At 62.9% G+C, this 21,660-nt stretch carries 25 protein-coding genes; 18 read left to right on the top strand and 7 right to left on the bottom strand.

Translation table 11 applies throughout. The features are described 5' to 3' along the window. Positions 1 to 11 precede the first annotated feature (11 nt). The 4 genes from NKJ75_RS15260 to NKJ75_RS15275 all read left to right on the top strand — a co-directional run bounded on the left by NKJ75_RS15260 (position 12) and on the right by NKJ75_RS15275 (position 3,345). Positions 12 to 473: a RidA family protein gene (locus NKJ75_RS15260; protein WP_023673109.1), complete on the top strand. Its 462-nt coding sequence runs from the start codon at positions 12 to 14 to the stop codon at positions 471 to 473. A 21-nt stretch (positions 474 to 494) separates the two neighbouring features. Further along, positions 495 to 1,700 carry an aminotransferase class V-fold PLP-dependent enzyme gene (locus NKJ75_RS15265; protein WP_352499893.1) on the top strand — a complete coding sequence of 402 codons (1,206 nt, stop codon included), beginning with the start codon at positions 495 to 497 and terminating at the stop codon, positions 1,698 to 1,700. Between the two features lie 74 nt (positions 1,701 to 1,774). Beyond that, positions 1,775 to 2,272, top strand: a complete 498-nt coding sequence (gene purE, locus NKJ75_RS15270; RefSeq protein ID WP_352499894.1) for a 5-(carboxyamino)imidazole ribonucleotide mutase — start codon at positions 1,775 to 1,777, stop codon at positions 2,270 to 2,272. After that, positions 2,269 to 3,345, top strand: coding sequence for a 5-(carboxyamino)imidazole ribonucleotide synthase (locus NKJ75_RS15275; RefSeq protein WP_352499895.1), 1,077 nt, complete (start codon positions 2,269 to 2,271; stop codon positions 3,343 to 3,345). Before purE ends, NKJ75_RS15275 begins: the two co-directional genes overlap by 4 nt. 38 nt (positions 3,346 to 3,383) lie before the next feature. Here the strand turns inward: NKJ75_RS15275 and NKJ75_RS15280 are convergent, their stop codons facing one another. Next, positions 3,384 to 3,812: a lysozyme inhibitor LprI family protein gene (locus NKJ75_RS15280; protein WP_023834967.1), complete on the bottom strand. Its 429-nt coding sequence runs from the start codon at positions 3,810 to 3,812 to the stop codon at positions 3,384 to 3,386. A gap of 242 nt (positions 3,813 to 4,054) precedes the next feature. On the opposite strand from NKJ75_RS15280, the gene ykgO reads away from it, so the two are divergent. From ykgO to NKJ75_RS15300, 4 genes are all read left to right on the top strand, one after another. After that, positions 4,055 to 4,180, top strand: a complete 126-nt coding sequence (gene ykgO, locus NKJ75_RS15285; RefSeq protein WP_006327841.1) for a type B 50S ribosomal protein L36 — start codon at positions 4,055 to 4,057, stop codon at positions 4,178 to 4,180. 113 nt (positions 4,181 to 4,293) lie between these two features. Then, entirely contained in the window at positions 4,294 to 4,875 is a 582-nt protein-coding gene (locus tag NKJ75_RS15290) for a tetratricopeptide repeat protein (RefSeq protein ID WP_352499896.1), read from the top strand. Positions 4,876 to 5,054: 179 nt separating this feature from the next. After that, positions 5,055 to 6,119 (top strand): alpha/beta fold hydrolase, encoded by a 1,065-nt coding sequence (locus NKJ75_RS15295; protein WP_023834966.1) that lies wholly within the window; start codon positions 5,055 to 5,057, stop codon positions 6,117 to 6,119. A gap of 5 nt (positions 6,120 to 6,124) precedes the next feature. Further along, the gene (locus tag NKJ75_RS15300; RefSeq protein ID WP_023834965.1) at positions 6,125 to 6,589 is read left to right on the top strand and encodes a hypothetical protein; all 465 of its coding nucleotides are present in this window, start codon (positions 6,125 to 6,127) and stop codon (positions 6,587 to 6,589) included. 8 nt (positions 6,590 to 6,597) lie between these two features. Here NKJ75_RS15300 and pyk read toward each other — a convergent pair whose 3' ends face one another. Continuing rightward, positions 6,598 to 8,043 carry a pyruvate kinase gene (gene pyk, locus NKJ75_RS15305; protein WP_023673117.1) on the bottom strand — a complete coding sequence of 482 codons (1,446 nt, stop codon included), beginning with the start codon at positions 8,041 to 8,043 and terminating at the stop codon, positions 6,598 to 6,600. Then, positions 8,040 to 8,528 (bottom strand): DUF1036 domain-containing protein, encoded by a 489-nt coding sequence (locus NKJ75_RS15310; protein WP_023673118.1) that lies wholly within the window; start codon positions 8,526 to 8,528, stop codon positions 8,040 to 8,042. Before NKJ75_RS15310 ends, pyk begins: the two co-directional genes overlap by 4 nt. A gap of 246 nt (positions 8,529 to 8,774) precedes the next feature. On the opposite strand from NKJ75_RS15310, the gene NKJ75_RS15315 reads away from it, so the two are divergent. From NKJ75_RS15315 to NKJ75_RS15325, 3 genes are all read left to right on the top strand, one after another. Continuing rightward, positions 8,775 to 9,572 (top strand): N-formylglutamate amidohydrolase, encoded by a 798-nt coding sequence (locus tag NKJ75_RS15315; RefSeq protein WP_023806504.1) that lies wholly within the window; start codon positions 8,775 to 8,777, stop codon positions 9,570 to 9,572. Between the two features lie 12 nt (positions 9,573 to 9,584). Continuing rightward, positions 9,585 to 9,893 (top strand): DUF1244 domain-containing protein, encoded by a 309-nt coding sequence (locus NKJ75_RS15320; RefSeq protein ID WP_352499897.1) that lies wholly within the window; start codon positions 9,585 to 9,587, stop codon positions 9,891 to 9,893. Between the two features lie 157 nt (positions 9,894 to 10,050). Beyond that, a complete protein-coding gene (locus NKJ75_RS15325) occupies positions 10,051 to 11,226 on the top strand; it encodes an MFS transporter (protein WP_352499898.1) in 1,176 nt (391 codons plus the stop codon). On the opposite strand, the gene NKJ75_RS15330 is transcribed toward NKJ75_RS15325, so the two are convergent. Next, the gene (locus tag NKJ75_RS15330) at positions 11,190 to 12,098 is read right to left on the bottom strand and encodes a LysR family transcriptional regulator (protein WP_352499899.1); all 909 of its coding nucleotides are present in this window, start codon (positions 12,096 to 12,098) and stop codon (positions 11,190 to 11,192) included. The two genes, NKJ75_RS15325 and NKJ75_RS15330, sit on opposite strands and share 37 nt — an antisense overlap. A gap of 94 nt (positions 12,099 to 12,192) precedes the next feature. Between NKJ75_RS15330 and NKJ75_RS15335 the strand changes: the two genes are divergently transcribed. The 5 genes from NKJ75_RS15335 (at position 12,193) to NKJ75_RS15355 (ending at position 17,225) form a co-directional block, all read left to right on the top strand. Continuing rightward, a complete protein-coding gene (locus NKJ75_RS15335) occupies positions 12,193 to 13,149 on the top strand; it encodes an SDR family oxidoreductase (protein WP_352499900.1) in 957 nt (318 codons plus the stop codon). Between the two features lie 178 nt (positions 13,150 to 13,327). Beyond that, positions 13,328 to 14,188, top strand: coding sequence for an FAD binding domain-containing protein (locus NKJ75_RS15340; protein WP_352499901.1), 861 nt, complete (start codon positions 13,328 to 13,330; stop codon positions 14,186 to 14,188). Then, entirely contained in the window at positions 14,188 to 14,670 is a 483-nt protein-coding gene (locus tag NKJ75_RS15345) for a (2Fe-2S)-binding protein (RefSeq protein WP_023684040.1), read from the top strand. Before NKJ75_RS15340 ends, NKJ75_RS15345 begins: the two co-directional genes overlap by 1 nt. Then, complete coding sequence (locus tag NKJ75_RS15350) at positions 14,667 to 16,931, top strand: xanthine dehydrogenase family protein molybdopterin-binding subunit (RefSeq protein WP_352499902.1); 2,265 nt, start codon at positions 14,667 to 14,669, stop codon at positions 16,929 to 16,931. Before NKJ75_RS15345 ends, NKJ75_RS15350 begins: the two co-directional genes overlap by 4 nt. Before the next feature lie 48 nt (positions 16,932 to 16,979). Further along, positions 16,980 to 17,225, top strand: coding sequence for a MoaD/ThiS family protein (locus NKJ75_RS15355; RefSeq protein WP_023684042.1), 246 nt, complete (start codon positions 16,980 to 16,982; stop codon positions 17,223 to 17,225). Positions 17,226 to 17,291: 66 nt separating this feature from the next. Here NKJ75_RS15355 and NKJ75_RS15360 read toward each other — a convergent pair whose 3' ends face one another. Next, positions 17,292 to 18,305: an RES family NAD+ phosphorylase gene (locus tag NKJ75_RS15360; protein WP_352499903.1), complete on the bottom strand. Its 1,014-nt coding sequence runs from the start codon at positions 18,303 to 18,305 to the stop codon at positions 17,292 to 17,294. Positions 18,306 to 18,598: 293 nt separating this feature from the next. Between NKJ75_RS15360 and NKJ75_RS15365 the strand changes: the two genes are divergently transcribed. Then, positions 18,599 to 19,624, top strand: coding sequence for an ion channel (locus NKJ75_RS15365; RefSeq protein ID WP_352499904.1), 1,026 nt, complete (start codon positions 18,599 to 18,601; stop codon positions 19,622 to 19,624). Between the two features lie 10 nt (positions 19,625 to 19,634). Beyond that, a complete protein-coding gene (locus NKJ75_RS15370) occupies positions 19,635 to 20,495 on the top strand; it encodes a hypothetical protein (RefSeq protein ID WP_352499905.1) in 861 nt (286 codons plus the stop codon). 173 nt (positions 20,496 to 20,668) lie between these two features. Here NKJ75_RS15370 and NKJ75_RS15375 read toward each other — a convergent pair whose 3' ends face one another. Next, positions 20,669 to 21,085: a DOPA 4,5-dioxygenase family protein gene (locus NKJ75_RS15375; protein ID WP_352499906.1), complete on the bottom strand. Its 417-nt coding sequence runs from the start codon at positions 21,083 to 21,085 to the stop codon at positions 20,669 to 20,671. A 348-nt stretch (positions 21,086 to 21,433) separates the two neighbouring features. Next, positions 21,434 to 21,592 carry a DUF3309 family protein gene (locus tag NKJ75_RS15380; RefSeq protein WP_023685825.1) on the bottom strand — a complete coding sequence of 53 codons (159 nt, stop codon included), beginning with the start codon at positions 21,590 to 21,592 and terminating at the stop codon, positions 21,434 to 21,436. Between the last annotated feature and the right edge of the window lie 68 nt (positions 21,593 to 21,660).

Raw genomic sequence — 21,660 nt, forward strand, 5'->3', positions numbered from 1 at the left:
AGAATTCTTCCATGACGCCTTACATCCGGCTCGCCGAGCTCGGCCTGACGCTGCCCGAGCCGCCGACACCGATCGCCAATTTCGTCACCCATGCCGAGAGCGGCCGGCTGATCTTTCTTTCGGGTCAAGGGCCGCTGCGCGCCGACGGCACGCTGTGCACCGGCAAGGTCGGCGAGGACGTCACCGTCGAGCAGGCCTATGAACATGCCCGCCTCACCGGCCTCAACCTGCTCGCCGTCATGCACGCCGCCGCCGGCGATCTCGGCCGCATCGTGCGCGTCGTCAAATTGCTCGGCTTCGTCAATGCGACGCCGACCTTCAGCGACCACCCGAAAGTGGTCAATGGCTGCTCGGACCTGTTCGCCAGCGTCTTCGACAAGATCGGGGGCCATGCCCGCTCGGCGATCGGGGTCGGCTCGCTGCCTGGAAACATAACCGTCGAAATCGAAGCGGTCGTCGAGATCGCCGCCTGACAGTCAAGGGATATGCTCCAAATGAAAACCTATTCCGACACCGGCTCCAACACCACGATCCGTGAACGGCTGGGACTGAGGCCGATCATCAACGTCTCCGGCACGATGACGACCCTCGGCGCCTCGATCATCGTTCCCGAGGCGATCAGCGCCATGGCCGAGATCGCCTCGCAATGGGTGGAGATGGACGATCTGCAGCGCGCCGCAAGCGTGATCACCGCCCGCCTCACCGGCGGCGAGGCCGGCTTCATAACCGCCTGCTGCGCCTCAGGCATCACAATGGCGATCGCCGGGGCAATGACCGGCACCAATTTGCTCGCGATCGAGCGGCTGCCCGACGACACCGAAGGGCTGAAGTCCGAAGTCGTCATTCAGCTTGGCCATATCGTCAATTACGGCGCGCCGATCGACCAGTCGATCCGCGTCGCCGGCGCCAAGGTCATTCCAGCCGGTACCGTCAGCGTCACCCAGGATTATCATGTGCGCGAGGCGATTAACGAGCGCACGGCGGCGGCGCTCTACGTCGTGGCGCACCACACCGTGCAATACGGCATGCTTTCCCTCGAGGAATTCTGCGATATCTGCCACGCCAGGGGCGTGCCGGTGATCGTCGACGCGGCTTCCGAATATGATCTGCGCAGCTTCCTGGCGCGCGGCGCCGACATCGTCGTCTACAGCGGCCACAAATTCCTTTCGGGGCCGACCAGCGGCATCGTCGCCGGCCGCAAGGATCTCGTCCGCGCCGCCTATCTGCAAAACCGCGGCGTCGCCCGCGCCATGAAGGTCGGCAAGGAAAGCATCGCCGGCACCATGGCGGCGCTCGAAGCCTGGGAAAAGCGCGACCATGCCGGCATCCGCCGACGCGAGGAAGCGGCGCTCCATCTGTGGAGGGATTCGCTGCAGGGAATAGCCGGCATCGTCGCAAACATCATTCCCGACCCGACCGCCAATCCGCTCGACCGGCTGCAGATCTTCGTCTCCCCCGAAAGCCGCTTCAGTGCCGCCGGCCTCGCCTCGGCATTGGCGGCCGGATCGCCGCCCATCATCGTGCGCAACCACGAAGTCGAGCGTGGCCATTTCTTCCTCGACCCCTGCAATCTGCACCCAGGCGAGGCCGAGATCGTCGCCGAACGCCTCCGCGCCGTGCTCACCGCGGCCGACAGGCCGGCGGATGCGATGAGACAGCCGCGAAAGGATTCATCCGGCGCCCTGCGCTGGCCGGACTAGGCTGCGGCGGCCGCCATCCTTGCGGGCCAGCCCGAATTCCGCTAAGGCGCGCCTTTACCGCCGGGAGCATGCGCTTGACCGACCACCGCGCCGACGTCGCCATCATCATGGGCAGCCAGTCCGACTGGGCGACGATGCGCCACGCCGCCGAAACGCTGGACGCGCTGGGCATCCCGCACAAGCGGCTGATCGTCTCCGCCCACCGCACCCCGGACCGCCTCTATGATTTCGCCAAGGGCGCCAAGGCGGCCGGCTACAAGGTGATCATCGCCGGCGCCGGCGGCGCCGCCCACCTGCCCGGCATGACGGCGGCGATGACGCCGCTGCCGGTGTTCGGCGTGCCGGTCGAATCGAAGGCGCTGTCCGGCCAGGATTCGCTGCTCTCCATCGTCCAGATGCCGGCCGGCATTCCGGTCGGCACGCTTGCCATCGGCAAGGCGGGTGCGGCCAACGCCGCCCTTCTGGCGGCCGCCGTGCTGGCGCTGAACGACGAAGAACTTGCCGCCCGCCTGGATGCCTGGCGCGCCGCCCAAACCGCCAGGGTCGCCACCGAACCGACGGACGCGCCGTGAGCCTGCCCGCGGGATCGAGCATCGGCATCATCGGCGGCGGCCAGCTCGGCCGCATGCTGGCTGTTGCCGCAGCGCGCCTCGGCTACCGCACAATTATCCTCGAACCGCAGGCCGATTGCCCGGCGGCTCAGGTCGCCAACCGGCAGATCACCGCCGCCTATGACGATGCGGACGCCCTTGCCGAACTGGCGGCAGTCAGCGCCGTCGTCACCTACGAATTCGAGAATGTGCCGGTAGCGGCTGCCGGCGCGCTCGCCGCCAAGGTCCCGGTCTATCCGCCGCCCAGGGCGTTGGAAATCGCCCAGGACCGGGTGGCGGAGAAGCTATTCCTGAACGGCATCGGCATCAGGACAGCGGATTTCCGCTCCATCGACAATGACGACGAGCTGACGGCGGCGCTGAGAGAGTTCGGCGGCAGCGGCATCTTGAAAACCCGCCGCATGGGCTATGACGGCAAGGGCCAGCGCGTCTTCCGCAACATGGAGACGGGCGGCTTTGCCGGCACATGCGAGACCATGGGCAATGTGCCGCTGATCCTCGAATCCTTCGTCGCTTTCGAGCGCGAAATCTCGGTCATCGCCGCGCGCGGGTTGGACGGCGCGGTCGCCGCCTACGATCCGGCTGAGAACGTCCACCGCGACGGCATCCTGCATACCTCGACCCTGCCGGCCCAGATCAGGCTGGAGACGGCGGCGACGGCACAGGGGGCGGCAGCGAAAATCCTGTCGGCCCTCGACTATGTCGGCGTCATCGGCGTCGAGTTCTTCGTTCTTGCCGATGGCACGCTGCTGGCCAACGAAATGGCGCCGCGCGTGCACAATTCCGGCCACTGGACGGAAGCCGCCTGCATCGTTTCGCAATTCGAGCAGCATATCCGCGCCATTGCCGGCCTGCCGCTGGGCAACCCTGGCCGGCATTCAAACTGCGTCATGGAAAACCTGATCGGCGACGATGTGCTGCGCGTACCCGCTTTGCTCGCCGAGCCCGATCTGATGCTGCATCTCTACGGCAAGGCGGAAGCGCGCCCAGGCCGCAAGATGGGCCATTTCACCCGCATCAGCCGCCGTAGCTAAGCCATTCCGGCACTTTGCGCGAGGGCGTGGATCGAGCCCTATTGCAGCTCGTCGTTCAGATCCCCGTCCTCGTCGGGGCTGGCGCAACTCGCATCGCCTTCCCTACAATTGGCGCCCGCGGTGAGCTGTTTGATGCGCTGGTCCGTCAGTTCGGTCAGGCATTGTGAAACCTCCATCGGATGGATGGAGCCGCCCTCGCTGTCTCTCGTCGTATAGGCGCATTCGGCGTCGCGGAAGGCGATCCAGGCGCGTTGCGCGACCTGCAGCAGCTTCCTGCCCTTGTCGTCGTTGCGACCGACGAGATCCTTGTAGGCCTGGTTGAGCTTGGCATCGGCGGCCCGATAGTCCTCGCCGGCGCAGATGTTCATCATCTGCTGGCTGTCGTCGTTGCGGTCGCATTCCTGCGCCTGCGCGATGGAGGCGGCTGCCAGAACGGCAAGGCTCGCGGACACAAACAACAGGCGCATAGAGGTCTCCAAATCGGCTTGCGGGTGCCGCACCATTCCAGCCCGCCTTCGGCCGCGCAATGGCGTGGAGCCGAGATGGCGGATATTTGATGGCCAAAGCCATTCTCGGCCTCTATCCAGCACGCTTGCGGTTGACACGGGCAAGGCTCCTCGTTTATGAGCCACCGCAAGTTCAAAGGCGCGCTTTTCAGGCGCGCCTTAATAATTCGGCCCGGACAGGGCCCAGACCGACGGGCAAGACCATGAAGATCAAGAATTCGCTCAAGGCGCTGAAGGCGCGTCACCGCGACAACCAGCTGGTTCGCCGCAAGGGCCGCGTCTACATCATCAACAAGACCGCTCCACGCTACAAGGCGCGCCAGGGCTGAGTGTTCGGCCGGAGGCTCGTTGCCTCCGTCCATATGATGGTAATTGCCTGGTTCCAGGCACTTTCACGCTAATTTCAGTTTGACGATCCGCCGTCCGGGGTTAGATTCCGGCGATGCGGATTCTTTTTGCATTTTTGGCCACCCTGTTTCTTTTCGGCGTCGCTCCGGCGTCGGCGGACGATCCGCCGGCAAAGCCGCCGGTTGCCCTGACCAGGGAAGCCAGGCTCGACCAACTGTTTGCCGAGCTGAAGCGCGAGCGCAACGAAAAGGCGGCCGAGCGCATCGCCGGGCGCATCTGGGGCGAATGGTTCCAGTCCGGCAGCGCCTCGATCGACCTGATGATGCAATGGTCGCAAAAGGCGATGGACGACGAGAAGTTCGACGTCGCCCTCGACTTCCTCGACCAGGTCGTCATCCTTCAGCCAAAATATGCCGAAGGCTGGAACCGGCGCGCCACCGTCCATTACATGATGAAGAATTTCGGGAAATCGATGTCCGACATCGACCAGACGCTGCAGCTGGAACCACGCCATTTCGGCGCGCTTTCCGGCCTGGCCCAGATCATGGCCGCCACCGGCCACAAGCAATCGGCGCTCGAAGCCTGGCAGAAGGTGCTTACCATCTATCCGATGATGCGCAGCGCCCAGGACCAGGTCGCGGCAATTTCGGAAGAGCTTGCCGGCGAAGGAATTTGATTAGGCAGTAGGAATTAGGGATTAGTCAGTAGTCAGTAGTCAGTAGTCAGTAGAGAAGATTGGTCGAGACGCCACCTCCCTACTCCCTACTCCCTACTCCCTACTCCCTACTCCCTACTCCCCACTCCCTACTCCCTACTCCCTAGAACTTATCCCCCTCCACCCCCGTATCTCCGCGCATGAACCTCATTTACGCCGCCTGTGCTTTGCTCCTCGCGCTCGTCTTTGCCCTGGCCGGCGTCACCCGCGCCGGCGCGTGGCTGATCGAGTGGCGAAACCCGCCGGCCGGCGAATTTGCCGACATCGGCGGCACCCGCATCCACTATGTCCACGTGCCGGCGCCTCAAAATGCCGAGCTGCCGGCCATCGTCTTCATCCACGGCGCCAGCGCCAATCTCAGGGATCAGATGCTGCCGATCAGGCCTTTGCTCGAAGGCCGCGCCGAGATGGTCTTCCTCGACCGGCCGGGCTTCGGCTGGTCGGCACGCGGCCCCGGCAATGAGAGCCCGTCGGCGCAGGCCGACACCATCGCCAGGCTGATGGACCGTCTCGGCATCCACAATGCGATCATGGTCGGCCATTCGTTTGGCGGCGTGATCACCGCCGCCTTTGGCCGCGAACACCCGGAGAAGACGCTCGGGCTGGTCTTTCTGTCGCCGGTCAGCCACCCCTGGCCGGGCGGCGCGACCGCCTGGTACTACAACCTGACCGCCACCCCCATCATCGGCTGGCTGTTCTCGGAGACATTGACCTATCCGGCAGGCACGCTGCAGATGGACAGCGCCACGGCCTGCGTGTTTTCTCCCAACAAGGTGCCGGAAGGCTATGTCGGCAATGCCTCGATTCCGCTGGTGCTGCGTCCCGGCGCTTTCCGCGCCAACGCCATCGATGTCGCCGGCCTCTACGACTATACGCTGAAGGCCGCGCCGCATTACCGCGACATCACAGCGCCGACCATTGTCATCTCGGGCGACCGCGACAAGGTGGTCTATGCCTCGATCCATTCCGTCGGCCTGGTCAGGGACATCCCCGGCGCCGAGCTGATCTGGGTCCACAATCTCGGCCACAAGCCGGACTGGATCGCCCCCGATCTCGTCATCGGCGCCATCGAAAAGGTCGCCGGCAAGGTCGTCGACCTGCAGGCAATGGCAAAAACCGTGGAAGCACGCATCGCCGGCGATGCGTACAATGAGGGGCGATGCCCCGACATCACCGTGCCCGACGCGGAACTGGCCCCGACCTGATCGCAATGTATGTCCTGAAACACGGCATCAAGGGAAACCCGGAGAAGCGATGGGCGTTGCCGGACCGCATCTTCTTCGGCTATGGCGCGTGCGCCATTCTTGCCGGCGCCTTTCTCGAGCGTGCTCCTCTGGACGGCTTTTACGGCGAACGGATCATTCCTGGCGAGGGCTTTTCCGGGAACCATATTTACGCGACGAACGGCGTGATCGCGTTCGACTACCACGGCTATTCCGCCCGCGAGCGGCTTTTGGAACACCACAAGAGGGGCTGGGCGTCGCGCAATCCCGGGTGGCACTGCACGATCGCCACGGTCGATTTCGATCTGCTCGACACAGTCGACCTCAACCGGCGAAAGAGGCTGGGGCCGGACCAGTATCTGCACGACCCCGTTCCCCGGGCACGCCGCTTCCTTCAGCGCATCGATCACGCCGAAGGTGCGGCAAGAGCGCTGCGAACTGTGATGAGTTGAAGCCTCTGTCAACCTATGTTGCGGGTGGCCTGCACGTCCGACCCGACATAGGCGATGCGCAGCATGTTGGTCGAACCCGGCGTCCTCAGCGGCACGCCCGCCGTGATGATGACACGGTCGCCCGGCTGGCCGAACCCCTCTTCGAAAGCGATGCGGCAGGCGCGGTCGACCATGTCGTCGAGGTCGCTGGCGTCGGGCGAGACGACGCAATGCGTGCCCCACAAAAGCGACAGCCGCCGCGCCGTGTTGAGGATCGGCGACAGCGCGATGATCGGCACTTGCGGCCGCTCGCGCGCGGCGCGCAGGCCGGTGGTGCCCGACGCCGTATAGGTGATGATCGCCGACAGTTTCAGCGTCTCGGCAATCTCGCGGGCCGCGAGCGAAATGGCGTCGGCGCCGGTTGCTTCCGGTTCCGAGCGCTGCGCGTTGATGATGCCGGCATAGGTCGGGTCGGTTTCGACCTTGGTGGCGATGCGGTTCATCATCGCCACCGCCTCGACCGGATAGGCGCCGGCAGCGGATTCGGCTGAAAGCATGATGGCGTCGGCGCCCTCGAACACGGCGATCGACACGTCGGACACCTCGGCGCGGGTCGGCACCGGCGCGGTGATCATCGATTCCAGCATTTGCGTGGCGACCACCACCGGCTTGCCGGCGCGGCGCGCGGCGCGCGTGATCTGCTTCTGGATGCCGGGCACCGCTTCCAGCGGCATTTCCACACCGAGATCGCCGCGGGCGACCATCAGCGCGTCGGAGAGTTCGATGATTTCGGCCAGCCGGGCTACCGCCTGCGGCTTTTCGATCTTGGCCATGATAAGCGCCCGGCCGCGCGCGATCTTGCGGGCTTCCGCCAAATCCTCCGGCCGCTGCACGAACGACAGCGCCACCCAGTCGACGCTTTCCGCCAGCACCGCATCGAGGTCCTTGCGGTCCTTTTCGGTCAGCGCACCGACCGGCAGGTCGGTGTCGGGCAGGCTGACGCCCTTCTTGTCGGAAATGGTGGTGCCGGCGACGACGGTGCAGGTGATCGATTTGCCGTCGCTCTTCACCGCCCTGAGCTCCAGCTTGCCGTCGTCGATCAACAGACGGTGGCCGGCCTCGACCGAACTCAGGATTTCGGGATGCGGCAGGTAGACGCGGGTCGACGTGCCGGGCTCGGGATTGTTGTCGAGGGTGAAGGTCTGGCCCGGGGTCAGCACCTCCTTGCCGTTGGCGAACTTGCCGACGCGCAGCTTCGGTCCCTGCAAATCGGCCAGGATGCCGATCGGACGGCCGACCTTTTCCTCGACCGCGCGGATGCGGCCGACCAGCGTGCGCATCAGCTCGTGATCGGTGTGGCTCATATTGATGCGGAAGACATCGGCGCCGGCTTCGAACAGCTTCTGCAGCATCTCCTCGGACGAGGAGGCAGGACCGATGGTGGCGAGGATCTTGACCTTGCGGCTACGTCTCATTGACTGTTTGTTCCCGGGGCGGCTGGAGCGCCTCCCGTTGTGGACTCATCGGTCAGCTGGACCATCCAGCTTGCCTGCTCGCCCGTGTCATATTCCTGGAATCCGGCGCGCTGGAAGCCCCGGGCGACGCAATCGGTAACGCCGGCAATCTTGAATTCTTTTTCGGCCACGCACATGTTGATCGGGCCATCCCAGCGCCCGCCGCGCTCGGCGTCTTCTGCATAAAGATAGTAAAACCTCGATGACAGCGGACCTTCGATCAGCGTCTTGCAGCTCGATCCTTCGATGTGCCACCACCCCTCGGTGATCCAGCCTGCCTTGGCGCGGTAGCCGATGCCGACGCCGACCAGGTTCTGCGTGGCGTTGCAGACGCGGAAATCGGCGCGGGCGGGCGAAGCCGCGACCAGCGCGGTGAGCCCTAGCGTCAGGGTCAGGAGCGGCACGGCAAAGGCGGTGCGCGCACGCGGCCTGCCGGCGGAACCCATCCCGAAACCCCTCAATAACGTCATCTGCATCTCTCAACGCCCCTTTTCGGAAAAGTCCGGGCGCATGTCAACGCGCCGTTCTGTCCAATTCCAATCGATTTAGAAAGGCCCCCGACACGCGATCTGCCGCGCGTGACCGGATTTTCGCAGAAACCGTGGCCAAACAACGGCATTGCGCAACCGTCCTCTTCGTGGGAATGACGATACCACCCTCCCCGGAAGCCAGCGAACAGACCTTTCCAGCCAATGACCCGATCCACAGTTTTCGCGCCTTTCGATATCGTCGAAGGCGACCGCAAGCGAGGCATCGTGCTTGTCGCCGACCATGCCCGCCGCGACCTGCCGGAGGAGTATGGCAGTCTCGGCTTGCCGGCGGCGGAACTCGATCGCCATATCGCCTACGACATCGGTGTCGAGACGGTGACGCGCGAACTGGCCGCAGCGCTCGACGTGCCGGCGGTGATCGCCAATTTTTCGCGGCTGCTGATCGATCCCAATCGCGGCGAGGACGACCCGACGCTGATCCGCCAGCTCTATGACGGCACTGTCGTGCCGGGAAACTACCCTATGGCGCCGCAAGAACGCGAAAGGCGGCTCGACGGCTTCTACCGGCCTTATCAGGACGCGGTCGGCGCCATGATCGCGTCGGTGGCGCACGCCTCAGGCAAAGCGCCGTTCATCTTCTCCGTACACTCCTTCACCCCTGTCATGCAGGGCTTCATCCGCCCTTGGCATGTCGGCATATTGTGGGACCTCGACGACCGCGTGGCGCGGCCGCTGATCGACATGCTGGCGCAGGATAAAAACCTCGTCGTTGGCGACAATGAACCCTATGACGGCGCGTTGCGCGGCGACACCATGTTCAAGCACGCCATCGTCAACGGCTTTGCCCATGCGCTGATCGAGATCCGCCAGGACCTGATATCAGACCGCAAGGGGGCGCTGGCCTGGACGGAACGGCTGGCGCCGATCGTTGACGCCATCGACCGCCGTCCCGATATACATCAGGTGAAGATGTTCGGCTCGCGCACCGGGCCGCTGTGAGGATCCAAGGCAATGACCGAACTCAGCGATGACCAGAAACGCGATTTCGAGGCCGCGGCCTTCCGCCGGCTGGTCGATCATCTGCGCGAGCGCAGCGATGTGCAAAACATCGACCTGATGAACCTCGCCGGCTTCTGCCGCAACTGCCTGTCGAACTGGTACCGCGAAGCGGCCGAGGCTGAGGGCGTCGATCTCGGCAAGGACCAGTCGCGCGAAATCGTCTACGGCATGCCCTATGCGCGATGGCAGGCGCTGAACCAGACCGAGGCTTCGGACGCCAAGAAGGCGGAATTCGAGGCGAGGCGGCCGAGGGATCATTGACGATTGGCTAGGCCCTACGCGACTTCGTCATCCTAGGGTGGAGCAGTCGCGAAGCGACGTCGCGGAAACCGTAGGATGACGAAGAGAAAGGCGCTTGACGAGAAATTGAATCGATCTAATTTGCCGCGCAAAGCCATTCCTTGACCGGATTCGGGCCATGAACGCGCAAGACACCATGCAGAGCGCCCTTCAGGGGCGATGGGCCGTAGCCGCGATCTTCCTCGCCAACGGCTTCCTGACCGGCAGCTGGGCGCCGCAGATTCCGGTGTTCCTGACCCGGCTCGACATCTCGAAATTCACCCTCGGTCTGCTGATCCTTCTGTTCGGCGTCGGCGCGGTCGCGGCCATGAGCTGGTGCGGCCATCTGATCTCCAGGCATGGCTCGCGCGCCGTGTTGCGCTGGTTCGGCCTGTGCGGCAGCCTCGGCCTGCTGATCGTGGCGCTGGCGCCCAACGTGCCGCTGGCGGCGATCGCCATGATCATCTTCGGCGGCTCGATCGGCGGCATGGATGTCGCCATGAACGCCAATGCCGTGGTGGTCGAGCGCCGGCTCTCCCGCGCCATCATGTCGTCGTCGCACGGCTTCTGGAGCCTCGGCGGTTTCGCCGGCGGCGGTCTGGGCGGTTACGCCATCCAGACTTACGGCCACCTCGCCCATGCGGCTGTCGTCACGGTCATAGCCTTTGCCGTCATAGCCGTGGCGGTCGGCTACCTCATCGCCGAGGACAAGCCGCAGGCGGCCGAGCATCACAGATTTACGCTGCCGGCCAATCCGCTGGTCTATCTGGTCGGGCTGATGGCGCTGCTGACGATGATTTCCGAGGGCGCCGTGCTCGACTGGGCAGCGCTTTATCTCAGGCAGGAGCTCGGCGCCGACCTCGCCATCGCCGGCCTTGCCTACGCCGCCTTCTCCGGCGTCATGGCTGTCATGCGCTTTTTCGGCGACGGCGTGCGCAACCGCTTCGGCGCGGTGGCGACGCTGCGCGGCTCGGCGGTGGTCGCCGCCGCCGGCATGCTGGTCGCCGGCCTGTCGCCTTCGCCCTGGATCGCCATCGCGGCTTTTGCCCTGTGCGGCTTCGGCATCGCCAATATGGTGCCGATCATCTTCTCGGCCGGCGGCAACCAGGAAGGCATGTCGTCGGGCACCGGCATGAGCGTCGTCACCACCATGGGCTATTCCGGCATATTGGTAGCGCCGTCGGCGATCGGCTTCGTCGCCGAGCATTCCAGCTTCGGCCCGATTTTCGTCGCCATGTCGGCGCTGCTGGTCGTCGTGCTGTTGATGGCCGGGCTCGCTCACCGCGCCGAATTCGCGGCCGCCCCCGCCGAATAGCGCTTCAGCTCCTCATAGAGGAAATCCGCGACGCGGCGGATGCGCACGCTGGTGCGCACGTCGCGATGCATGGCCAGCCACACCGGCAGGCTGGGCAGTGGCAGGCCGGGCAGCAGTTTCTCCAGCGACGGGTCGCTGTCCGCCAGCGGCTCCTGGCCAAGACCGACGCCGTTTCCCGCCCGCAGCGCTTCCCACAGAACGATCTGGTTGTCGGCCCTGAAGCGGAAGCTGCTTCGGGTGACGGGGATGCCGGCCTGGGTAAAGCCGCGGATCATCTCGTCGCTGCGGTCGAAGCCGATCAGCGGATGGTCGAGAAGGTCGGCGGGCTTGAGCGGGCGGCCGTGCCTGTCGAGATAGGATTTCGCCGCGCAGCAGCAGAGTTTGATATCGCAGACCTTGCGCGCCGTCAGCTCGTTCTGCGCCGGCTTGACCATGCGGATGGCGATATCGGCATCCCTTCGCAGCAGGTTCTCGACCTGGTTCGAGGCGACGATCTCGACCTCGATGCCGGGCTCCTCGATGCCGAGCCGCGCCGTCATCCTCGGCAGCACATAGGCAGCCACCACCTCGCTGGCGGCAATGCGCACCGTGCCTTCGATCGCCTCGACCGAGCCCAATGCCAATAGCGAAAACGCGCTCGCCTGCTCGCTCACCGCTCTGCCGCGTTCGAACAGCGTGGCGCCTGCTTCCGTCAGCGCATAGCCGCGCCGCCCGCGCCGGAACAAGGTGACGCCCAACGCCTGTTCGAGCTCACCGATGTGACGCCCGAGCGTCGGTTGGCTGGCCGACAGTTTGCGCGCCGCGGCCGACAGGCTGCCGGTCTCCGCCACGGAGACGAAACTCTTGATCAGGTTCCAGTCGATGTCTTCCATTCATTTATGAATAACAAATCTGCATCCATAGTCAATTTTCATTCGCGTATGAACGCATCATATTCGCCGTGCAAACCCAGACACGGAGAAGAAAATGACCAAGATCGCAATTCTGGGCGCCAATGGCCGGCTCGGCCGCGTGGTTGGCAAGGCCTTCATCGACGCCGGTTTCGATGTCCGCGCCGTCACCCGCAGCGGCAAGGTCCCGGCCGAACTCAAGGGCGCCACCGCCGTCGCCGGCGATGCGCTCGACCGCGAGGCGCTGATCCGCGCCACGCAAGGGGTCGACATCATCTTCAACGGCCTCAACCCGATCTACACCGACTGGGGCAAGTGTCTGCCGATGGCGGAGAACGTCATGGCCGCCTGCCATGCCAATGGCGCGCTGCATTTTTTCCCCGGCACTGTCTACAATTACGGCTCGCCGATGCCTGAGGTGGTCACCGAAGACACGCCATTCTGTCCGACCACCGAGAAGGGCCGCATCCGCTGCGCCATGGAAGCGCTGTTTCGCCGCGAGGCCGATGCCAGCCGCGTCCGCACCATCATCCTGCGCGCCGGCGATTTCTTCGGCGGCACCGGCAGCGGATCATGGTTCGACCTCGTCGTCGCCGCCAAGATGAGCAAGGGCGTCTACACCGCGCCTGGCCCTGCCAACCTCGTGCACGAATGGGCCTATTTGCCGGACTTCGCCATCGGCTTCGTCGGCCTGGCGCGTAATCAGGGCAAGCTCGGCTTCTTTGAGGCGCTCAACTTCCCCGGCCACGCCGTCACCGACATGGACATCAAGGCCGCGGCCGAGAAGGCGCTGGGCCGTCCGCTGAAACTGACCTTCATGCCCTGGTGGGTGCTGCGCGCCGGCAGCCCGTTCGTGGCGATGTGGCGCGAGATCGTCTCGATGTCCTATCTGCGCTTCGAACCGCACCGGCTCGTGTCCGACCGGCTGGAAGGCATCATCGGCGAAGTCCCGCACACCCCGCTGGACGAGGCCGTGGCCGAGGCATTGAAGGACATCGGCATCAGCCTCGACAATGCAAAAGACGCCGCTTAAATGCATGTCGCCCAGAAGTGTGCGCGGTTCTGGGACAACGACATGCATCAAAACAAAGACTTTAGACAAAAATCTCTCTCGCGGTGCTGGCCCAATCGCTGGAAATCAGCAACCGGATGGTCATTATGAGGAGACTGTTTATAACGGTCGGCGAGATCACCATCACCAAGGGGAGACGATGCGTTACATACGTCCGCTTTCAATCGAAGACGCCGTTGGCCTGCTGGCCGACGCTTCCGGCACATCAGCCATTCTCGCTGGAGGCAGTGACCTCCTCGTTCGGATGAAGGGCGGGTTTGTCGATCCCGACCTGATCGTCGACATCAAGGCGATCGAGGGCTTGAGCGAGATCAGGGAGACGGCCGACGGCTTCAGCATCGGCGCCACCGTCCCCTGCGCCGTCCTGGGCGAGAGCTCGGTTCTGAAGAAGGCCTGGCCCGGTGTCGTCGAAGCGTCGAAGCTGATCGGCTCGAAACAGGTCCAGGGCCGCTGCACCATCGTTGGCAATCTGTGCAACGCATCGCCGGCCGCCGACAGCGTCCCGGCATTGGTGGCCGCCGCCGCAAAGGCCGTGGTTGCCGGTCCCTCGGGCAAGCGCACCATTCCGGTCGAGGCTGTGCCGATCGGGCCTGGCAAGACCTCGCTCACCAAGGGTGAGATCGTCGAGGCGATCCTGCTCGACAAGCGCGCGCCGCGTTCGGGCGACGCCTATCTCAGGTTCATTCCGCGCACCGAGATGGACATCGCCGTGGTCAGCGCCGGCGTGAAGCTGTCGCTCGACGAGCATGGCGTCATCACGGCCGCCCGCGTCGCGCTGGGCGCCGTGGCGGTGACGGTGCTTCTGGTGGAAGAGGCAGCCGAGGCGCTTATCGGCAGGAAGCTGGATGAGGCGGCACTCGAGCGGCTCGCCAAGGTCTGCGCTGGGGCCTGCCGCCCCATCGACGACAAGCGCGGCACCATCGAGTTCAGACGAAAAGTTGCGGGCGTGCTGGCCGGACGGGCCGCGACGACCGCCTACGCACGCGCAGGAGGCAAATGATGGCCGGTGTAGCAGTTTCAACGACAATCAACGGCGATCACGTCGAATACCTTTGCCAGCCCGACGAGACGTTGCTCGACGTCCTGCGCGACCGGCTCGGGCTGACCGGCGCCAAGGAAGGCTGCGGCACGGGCGACTGCGGCGCCTGCTCGATCATTCTCGACAACCGGCTGGTCTGCTCCTGCCTTGTGCTTGGCGCTGAAGCCGAAGGCCGGCATATCGAGACCGTCGAAGGCATGGCGCATGGCGATCAGTTGCATCCGCTGCAGCAGAAATTCCTCGAGCATGCAGCCTTGCAATGCGGCATCTGCACGCCGGGCTTCCTGATCGCGGCGAAGGACCTTTTGGCCAAGAACCCCGATCCGACCGAGGAAGAAATCCGCTTCGGCCTCGCCGGCAACCTCTGCCGCTGCACCGGCTACGACAAGATCGTGCGCGCGGTCCAGGATGCGGCCAACGTGATGAAGGGAGCGCACGCATGAACTTCGATCCACGCTTTTCGGGCCGCAAATTCTCCTCCGTCGGCACGCGGCCTATCCGTCCCGACGGCGTCGACAAGGTGACGGGCCGCGCGCGCTACGGCGCCGACTTCAACATGGCGGGACAGCTGGTCGGGCGTGTCCTGCGCAGCCCGCATGCGCATGCCAGGATCCTCAAGATCGACACTTCGAAAGCGGAAAAGCTCGCCGGCGTGAAAGCGGTGATCACCGCCGCCGACCTGCCCGATCTCACCGATGGCGATGCCGCCATGTACGACGTCCTCGACAATTGCATGGCGCGCGGCAAGGCGCTCTATGACGGCCACGCCGTGGCCGCGGTCGCCGCCGTCGATGCCCGCACGGCCAGGCAGGCGCTGAAGCTTATCGAGGTCGAGTACGAGCTGTTGCCGCATGTCACCGATGTCGACGAGGCGATGAAGCACACCGCGCCGTTGATCAACGACACGATCTTCACCGAGGGTCTCGAGGTAAAGCCGGTAAAGCCGTCCAACGTCACCAAGCGCAGCCAGTTTGGCCATGGCGATGTCCATCAGGGCTTTGGCCACGCCGATGTCATTGTCGAGCGCTCCTTCAAGACCGAGCAGACGCACCAAGGCTATATCGAGCCGCATGCCTGCGTGGCGAGCGTCTCGTCCGACGGCACCGCCGACCTCTGGGTCTGCACGCAGGGCCATTTCGTCTACCGCCAGCATTGCGCGCAACTGCTCGGGCTGGAAGCCTCGAAGCTGCGCGTCACCTCGTCGGAAATCGGCGGCGGCTTCGGCGGCAAGACCCATGTCTGGGCCGAGCCGGTGGCGCTGGCGCTGTCGCGCAAGGCCGGCCGCCCGGTGAAGCTGGTGATGACCCGCGACGAGGTGTTCCGCGCCTCGGGTCCGACCAGCGCCACCTCGATCGACGTCAAGATCGGCGCCCGCAAGGACGGCACCATCACCGCCGCCGAAGCGACGCTGCGCTACACCAGCGGCCCCTATGCCGGCACCTGGGCCGAGATCGGCGCCATGACGGCATTCGCCTGCTACAAGCTCGACAACGTCAAGACGGTCGGCTTCGAAGTGCTGGTCAACCGGCCGAAGACCGCGGCCTATCGCGCGCCCTCCGCACCGATGGCGGCTTTCGCGGTGGAAAGTGCCGTCGACGAGCTGGCCAAGGAACTCGGCATGGATCCGGTCGAGTTCCGCATCAAGAACGCCGCGCAGGAAGGCACCAGGTCCTCCTATGGCCCGGTCTACGGCCCGATCGGCATCGGCCCGACGCTGGAGGCGGCCAAGCACCATCCGCACATGAAGGCCCCGCTGGGCAAGAACCAGGGCCGCGGCATGGCTTGCGGCTTCTGGTTCAATTTCGGTGGCCAGACCTGCGTGGACCTGAACATCGGCATGGACGGCTCGGTGTCGCTGGCTGTCGGCACGGTGGACGTAGGCGGTTCGCGCGCTTCGCTGTCGCTGGTGGCGGCGGAGGAGCTCGGCATCGACTATGCCCAGCTCAAGGCGGTGGTCGCCGACACGTCCTCGCTTGGCTACAACGACATGACCGACGGCAGCCGGGGCACCTTCTCGTCCTCGATGGCGACCATCTCGGCCGCCCGCAACGCGATCAAGATCCTGCGTGAGCGCGCCGCCCAGACGTGGGACATCCCCGTCGACGACGTGGTCTGGGAAAACGGCCACGCCATCGCCAAGGGCGAAAAATACGGCAATCTTGCAGCCCTGTCGCTGAAGGAGATCGCCGCCGCTTCCGGCAAGACCGGCGGGCCGATCGCCGGCCACAGCGAGCTCGTCGCCGACGGCGCCGGCGTCTCCTTCGCCACCCACATCTGCGACATCGAGGTCGACCCCGATACCGGCTCGACCAGGGTGATCCGCTACACGGTGATCCAGGATGCCGGCAAGGCGGTGCACCCGACCTATGTCGAGGGCCAGTACCAGGGCGGTGCGGCGCAAGGCATCGGCTGGGCGCTCAACGAGGAGTATATCTACGGCAAGGACGGGCGTCTCCAGAACGCCGGCTTCCTCGACTACCGCATCCCGGTCTGCTCGGACCTGCCGATGATCGACACGCAGATCCTCGAGATACCCAACCCCAACCACCCCTATGGCGTGCGCGGCGTCGGCGAAACCTCGATCGTCCCGCCGCTGGCGGCCATCGCCAATGCCGTCTCGAACGCAGCCGGCGTGCGCATGACCCACATCCCGATGTCGCCACCAAGGGTCCTCGCCGCGATCGAGGCGGAACGGGGAGGCTGAGAGGCGATTGACGGTTCCCGGCAGGCTCGAATGAAGGTCCTTCACTAGATGGTCGAAGTCACGCTCTGGGGCGCGCTGGGCCAGCTCGCCGGCGGCCAGAGCAAGGTCGAGGTCGAGGCCAAGGACATAAGGGAGCTGTTCAGGAAACTGGCTGAACAGTATCCCGGCATTGAGCCCTGGATCGAGAAGGGCATTGCCGTCGCGATCGACGGGACGATCTATCGCGATACCTGGTCGAAGGAATTGCCGCCGGGGGCGGAGATTTTTCTGCTGCCGCGGCTGGCTGGAGGGTGAGGGCTGGCCGACCCAATATGATATACTCTACGCCAATTATGCAGCACAGCGCCGACGACATTTCGATTAACTGCGCTTACTAAACGGAAGATCACTTTTGTCCGGAACGATCAAATACGCCGCCTGCGACACTGCGTAGGTGACACTATCTACTCGCCTTACTTCGGAATGCCCTTCGTCAAATTCGAACTTTGTGGGATAGAATACGCAGATGTTGCTGCCATCAGAGACAGAGCTACGATATCTTACACCGTCGAAACCGCGACGTAGAAGTATTTCGGCTAGAAGCTGAGTCGAAAGGTATGGCGTTCTTTCATCAGGGGTGACTGGCTGGCTCATCAAACGGTCAAATGCCTGGATGGTCGCGTAATGGCTTAAACGTGCATCGCTACTCGAAAAGAGCTCGATCTCCGGATTGAAATCCGCCAACCGAAGCGTCTGTTTGCTCGTGAAGCCGCCTATCGAAACATGATGACTGGGATGGGGGCGAATCTCGGCTACAGCGGTGGCAGCGTTCGATGCGAGATAAAGAACTGATACGCCTGACCGATTCATGCGCCCGATTCCGGCTTTGAGCGGCGGAGGCGCGCCAATGTCAGCTCCAAGCCAAGGTTGTCTCACAATGCTTGACTGAAAGCCGGCTACGTCATAGCGCAGGAAAACTTCTTTCTGACCCAATCGCGCGCGGTACCAAAGTTCGCCTGCAGGGAGCACGATTTCGATGTCAGCTAGGAATGGGTCGATCAACGCCTCCAGAGCTGGCTCGACCTGAAAAAAGTTCTCTGTGAGAAGGCGGTGCTGGATCTCCACAAAAGGACTCGGGTTTGTTCGCGAGATCGCGAAGTTCATCCCTCGAGCGCCATCATTGTGGCCGGCGTAGATCGCGACGCCTTTGTCCCAATCCGGATATGGTGGCCACTGAAGCCACTCATCGAAGTCGTCCAAGTAAGCATTAGAGGTAGGGGGCTTTAAGATCGGATTGTCTTCGTGCTCAAAAAGCGAAAGGACACTTTCTCCACCCCAGTGGCGGTTGTATTCCTGCTCGTCATAAAAAAATCGGATGAGTGCTCGAAGGAGCATAACCAGAGCTTCACGTGTCTCTGGATTTCGGACTTGGACATCATCACGGGCGCAAAATGCGCAACGTCCATTTATGCAGTCCGCGGCTACTATCCGTTTGATGCTTGGATGACGTGCGCAATCGGCACAGAGGCTCGTTTGCACAGCATCGTCGTCGTCAGCGAAATCTTGCTCTTCCTTAGGCATTCTAGTCCTTTGCCCGATGCGACACATGCCACGTGTCGCATCACAACGCTTCTCGATCGGTCAGTTGTTTGGTGTTCACCAAAGATGCAAACACTAGGCGATGCCCGATGCCCCAAGCCAAGATGGCGGCACTAGCGCATCTTCGCCACGCAACTCCGCAATTCGAAGGACACTCACAAGACGGAATTTTGCGCCTCACCTTTGACCGCAAGCTGTCGAAGATGCAATCTCCTCCTAGTTGGGGGTCAAGCATGGTCGATGCATTCTTTCAGTTGAAGGGGAAGACTGCCGTTTTCAAGGATAGTGAGGCTCTCTTCGCGCGTCTAGCCGACCCGAACTTGAGCACGGTTGCTAATTCTTGGTATGAGCCTGATCTCTTGCAGTCCCCGATTGCACCGCGCATCTGGCGCATTCGAGACAAGCATTTCTCCAATTTTAGCTTATCGAAAACTGATGTCAAAGACATCGAATTCAAGAACTGCGCTTTCAAGGACTGTCTTTTTATTGGCAGCACATTCACTAACTGTCGCTTCACAGATTGCACCTTTACAAACTGCAACGTCCATCGTTTTGAGCTGCGCGATGTTTTCGTCCACCCCAAGACCTTTGCGAAATGCATTCCGAGTAAGAAGTACGCGAATATAGGCGTTCATCTGTTCCAAGAGCTCCTACGAAACAGCCGGATGCAGGCTCAGCCTGACTATGCCGACGAAGCTCAGTACATGTTCCGACGATGGCAGCGGCTTTTGAACGAGGATGAGCTCGCGAAAGTGCCTAACGGTCGAAAGCCGTGGAAGGTCGCGGCCATCGCCGGAGCTTGGACCTTCGAATTTTTCCTTGGTTCTGGAGTACGACTTCGCAATCTCGCCGGGACCACCATAGGATTACTGCTAGCTCTGACGACAATTCACTGGATGTTCAGGCGAGAATTGGGCCTAGCGGGAACGGAATCGAATATCCAGAATCTGTGCGACGCCTTTTACTTTACGGCGGTCACCTTTACCACGCTAGGGTACGGCGATATTACACCAACCACGGAAATCGGCCGAGTGGTTATAGGCTTGGAGGCGCTGCTTGGGTTTGTCTTACTCGCGACGCTGGCATCTACCGTGTTCCGCAAGTTCTCATCATAGAAACCGAAACATGATCTCGATCTGCGTATACGGCTCCCAGGCACGAAATCGAACGGATCAGTTCAGTGACCGCGACGTTCTGATGGTGGCAAGGTGTTCTCAGACCGTTGAGGATTATCGCCGGCATTGGGAAGCGTCTGGCTGGAACGTCTCTTTCTTCACTTGCGAGCATTTTGAGCGGCTAGTTGATTTCAAGTCACTCTTTATCCAACATCTGAAGCTGGAAGGACTCATCATTCGAGATGATGAAGCGTTCTTGCAGCGTAGGCTGACCAATTTCCAACCTGCGCAAACCTACATAGAGGAGTTGAAAGACGCCCTATTGCCGGCGACATGGGAAAATGGCGAAGAGGCAAATTATTGGGCCGACCTGTGCCTAGGCGACATTCTTTTCGTCGCGATGCGAAACGCTGCCATCCTGCACTCCGCGACAAGCGGAAAGCATATCTATGACTATAAGCAGCTTATTGACCACGTCACGGCGGCTTTCAGATTGACAAGATTGCAGCGCGCCGCTCTGCTTGGTCTTCGCACAATGAAGGCCGCATACCGCTCACGGCGACACGGGGTCGAGCTTGGTACGATCCTTCCCCAAGCTATTGGCGCAATGCAAAACATTCGCAACGTTGTTCTCCCTCTGCGGGACGTTTCGACCACCGGATTTGTCCCGAATAACTACCATGCCCTTCGAAAAGCGGAGCTAGACCTCGTTCGTTTTCACGATCCCCGTTATCTGGACAAGCTTGATCCGTCTGAAGAGGCGTACGGATTATGGCAGTTGGTGTGCAACCCCGCAGACTACCCAAAGATGCGTGCCGCTCCTCGAGCGGTAATACGTCCTTGGCTAAGCTACAAGGACGCACAGCGCTAGCCATGCCTCGATATTTGGCAGAAGGCCAAGCGCGTACTGAACTGAGCTCTAACTCATTTGTGCTGAAAGCAGTCGCCATGCCTTCAGCGGGTCAGTCATGCCCGCTTTGAGCTAAACTCCAGGCGAATGCGATTTCCGAGGCCGAGCTTCACATTGCCGAATGTGGCCTCGTCCTAAGCCCCCAGCGTCGGCTCGGTATTCACCTCCAGCGCCTCTTCCGCTTCATCCTCTTCACCCAGCACCTCGCCATGAACCCCCAGCGGGCGCCCGATCCAGAGGGGATCAACCAGATGGTCGCGCTTGGGGTTGGTGGTGTTGGGGTGGATGAGGATGCTCAGGCCGCCATGGTTCAGCATCAGCCATGGGACGAGGGTGGCGAAAATCTCGGTGGCGAAGGAGACCTGGTACATGGCCCGCTCATGCGGGCCGACCGGCTCGTCGCGCCAGTTGCCCAGGCGCACGCGGAAGCGTTCGCCGATGCGCAGACGCAGCCATTCGGCCTGCTGCCGCTCGGCCTGCCCGTCATAGTAGACGTGGGCGTGATAGCTGGCGATTTCGGCGAGGGGTCTTGGCGGGCTGGCGGTGTTCACCTTGATGGCTCCCTCGGTGATTGTGGTGAGCGCAGCGTATACGCAAGGGAGCGGGGTGGCCAAGGGGGGCACAGCGTGTGCTCGTCATCTCGATTTCGGGCCAATCGCATAGGGAGTTCCCCCACTCCGTCTCGGCTTCGCCGAGCCACCTCTACCCCCACATTCGTGGGGGAGAGGAAATGCTAATCGCCGAGGCTGCGGCCTTTGAAGACTTGGCATTTCCTCTCCCCCATGGACATGGGGGAGAGGTGGCCGCCCAGCGGCCGGAGTGGGGGCGGGCGCCGCCGTGTGCTTATTGCCAGCGCTTCATCGGGAGAGGAAAGCTAATCTCCGACATCTCAACTCCAATCAAACCCTGCCCATCAGCACCAGGATCAGCAGCACCACAAGCACAGCGCCGGCGATCCCTGATGGCCCATAGCCCCAGGAGCGCGAATGCGGCCAGGCCGGTACGGCGCCGATCAGGATCAGGATCAAGACAATGATGAGAATGGTGCTGACGGTCATTAAGAGTCCCTCGCCTTGCTGGTCGGATACGAGGGGACAATGCAAAAGGCCGCCCGGTTGTTCCGGGC

Origin of the sequence: Mesorhizobium sp. M0058 (genome assembly GCF_040323095.1) — a bacterium.
Taxonomy (GTDB): domain Bacteria; phylum Pseudomonadota; class Alphaproteobacteria; order Rhizobiales; family Rhizobiaceae; genus Mesorhizobium.